Genomic DNA, 2,213 nt, shown 5'->3' with positions numbered 1-2,213 from the left:
CGCGCCCCGGTCAGGGGCGGGTGGTCATCCCCAGCAGGGCCAGCAGTTCGGCCTCGGTGACCAGATCGATGCGCTGGCCTCGCTCGCGGTAGGTCTCGGCCCGCAGGTGCTTGGCGGTCTTTCCGGGGCCGCCGTGGCCCCCGAGGACGAGCATGTCGGTCTTCCTGGTGACGTTCTTGGCGGGCCGCCCGCCCGCCTCGGCCACGCGCCGCCACACCTCGGGCTTGTCCATGGACTCCAGGTCGCCGGAGACGCACACGGTGCGCCCGTACAGCGGCCCGGTGGGGTCGGCGTCCGGGGAGGGCTCGGGCAGCGGCGTCCGGGCGTCACGCTGCCACCGTCCGAACCGGTCCTCGGGCGCGGCAGCCGCGGCGGACGCGGCGAGCAGCGCGGGCTGGACGGGCGCGGCGGCGGCCGGGACCGGGGCGGGCACCGCGCTCCCGGGCGAGGCCTCCACCCGGCGCAGGTCCGTCCGCGCGGCACGGGTCAGGTCGGCCAGCGACGGGGTGCCGTAGCGCTCCATGGCGGCGATCACGATGCGCGCGGCGGCCTCGGCGTCGGCGTCGGCGCGGTGGTGGTGCGTCACCCGGTGCCCGATGTGGGCGCACACGGTCGGCAGCTTGTGGTCGGGCAGCCCGCTCCAGGTGCGCCGGGACAGCGCCAGCGTGCACGCGTACTCCCACGCCGGGTGGGACAGCCCGGTGTGTCCGCAGGCCTGGCGCAGCACCCCCATGTCGAAGGCGGCGTTGTGCGCCACCAGGGGGCCGCCGTCGGCGAACTCCACGATGCGCGCGTGCGCCTGTTCCCAGGAGGGGGCGTCGGCGACGTCGGCCGCGGTGATGCCGTGCACGGCGATGTTGTGGCGGGAGAAGAAGTCCACCTGCCTCGGCGGCCGGATCAGCGTGGTGTACCGGTCCACGACCGCGCCGTCGCGCACCCGCACCAGGCCGACCGCGCACGCGCTGCCGCGGTCGTGGTTGGCGGTCTCGAAGTCGATCGCGGTCCAGGTCCGGGACACCGCGCACCTCCTGCAAACGGGGAACGGACCGAGGCTATCCGGGCCCGAACGCCTTCGGGGACGAAACGGCCCCACCGGTCCGGCGGCGACGGCGCGGCCTCGTCCCCTCCCTGAGGAAAACCCCACCCCCGCCCTGGCGCGCACCGCACCCGACCTGGCGGTACGCACCATGGCCCGGCCGGGGTCCGGGTTCCTAACGTGGTCACCGCCGCACGAACGACGAGACGAGGGCCGCACATGATCACCCTGCGGGGACTGACCAAGCGCTACGGGGAGACGCTCGCCGTGGACTCGCTGGACCTGGAGGTCCGCCCCGGCCGGGTGACCGGCTTCTTGGGTCCCAACGGCGCGGGCAAGACCACGACGATGCGGATGGTGCTGGGCCTGGACCGGCCCACCGCCGGACAGGCCCTGGTCGGGGGCCGCCCCTACCGGGAGCTGGACCGGCCCCTGCACCACGTGGGCGCCGTCCTGGACACCCGCGCGGTGCACCCCGGACGCAGCGCCCGCTCCCACCTGCTGGGGCTGGCCCGCACCCACCGCATCCCCGACCGCCGCGTGGACGAGGTGCTGGAGGCCGTGGGGCTGGCCGAGGCGGCGCGCAGGCGCGCGGGGGCCTTCTCCCTGGGTATGAGCCAGCGCCTGGGCATCGCCGCCGCCCTGCTGGGCGATCCGGGTCTGCTGCTGTTCGACGAGCCCGTCAACGGCCTGGACCCCGACGGCGTGCGCTGGATCCGCGACCTGATGCGCTCCCTCGCGGACGAGGGGCGCACGGTGTTCGTCTCCAGCCACCTGATGAGCGAGATGCAGCTGACCGCCGACCACCTGGTGGTGCTCGGCCGGGGGAGGCTCATCACCGACGCGCCCCTGGCCGATGTGCTGGGCAACAGCGCGTGGACGGCCGTGCTGGTGCGCGCGCCCCACCCCGAGGACCTGGTCACCGCGCTGGAGGCGGAGGGGGCCGGGGTGGAGCGCCCCGGCCCGGGCGAACTGGTGGTCACCGGCGTACCCGTCGAACGGGTCGGGGAACTGGCCCACCGGGCGGGGGTGGCCCTGCACCGGCTGAGCACGCGCGACGCGTCCCTGGAGCAGGCCTACCGGGAGCTGACCGCCGACAGCGTGCAGTACACCACCGCGAACAGGAGCCGACCGTGACGACCTCCACCACGACCGGGCAGCCCCCGGCCCCCTCCGC

General features: G+C 75.5%; 2 protein-coding genes. One reads left to right on the top strand and one right to left on the bottom strand.

The window, feature by feature from the left end; genetic code table 11:
* Window positions 1–10 precede the first annotated feature (10 nt).
* Window positions 11–1,018, bottom strand: a complete 1,008-nt coding sequence (locus DQW06_RS04605) for an exonuclease domain-containing protein (RefSeq protein WP_071622109.1) — start codon at window positions 1,016–1,018, stop codon at window positions 11–13.
* 237 nt (window positions 1,019–1,255) lie between these two features.
* Between DQW06_RS04605 and DQW06_RS04600 the strand changes: the two genes are divergently transcribed.
* On the top strand, window positions 1,256–2,173 hold the full coding sequence (locus tag DQW06_RS04600) for an ATP-binding cassette domain-containing protein (RefSeq protein WP_117198016.1): 918 nt from the start codon (window positions 1,256–1,258) through the stop codon (window positions 2,171–2,173).
* Window positions 2,174–2,213: the final 40 nt, after the last annotated feature.

It is taken from the genome of Nocardiopsis sp. TNDT3 (genome assembly GCF_003427465.1).
In the GTDB taxonomy this organism is placed as follows: domain Bacteria; phylum Actinomycetota; class Actinomycetes; order Streptosporangiales; family Streptosporangiaceae; genus Nocardiopsis; species Nocardiopsis dassonvillei.
This window is presented reverse-complemented; position numbering and strand designations above follow the sequence as displayed.

What these genes read in the sequence shown, in the direction of transcription:
- DQW06_RS04600 (WP_117198016.1), top strand. Translation starts at nt 1,256, where the DNA reads ATGATCACCCTGCGGGGACTGACCAAGCGCTACGGGGAGACGCTCGCC.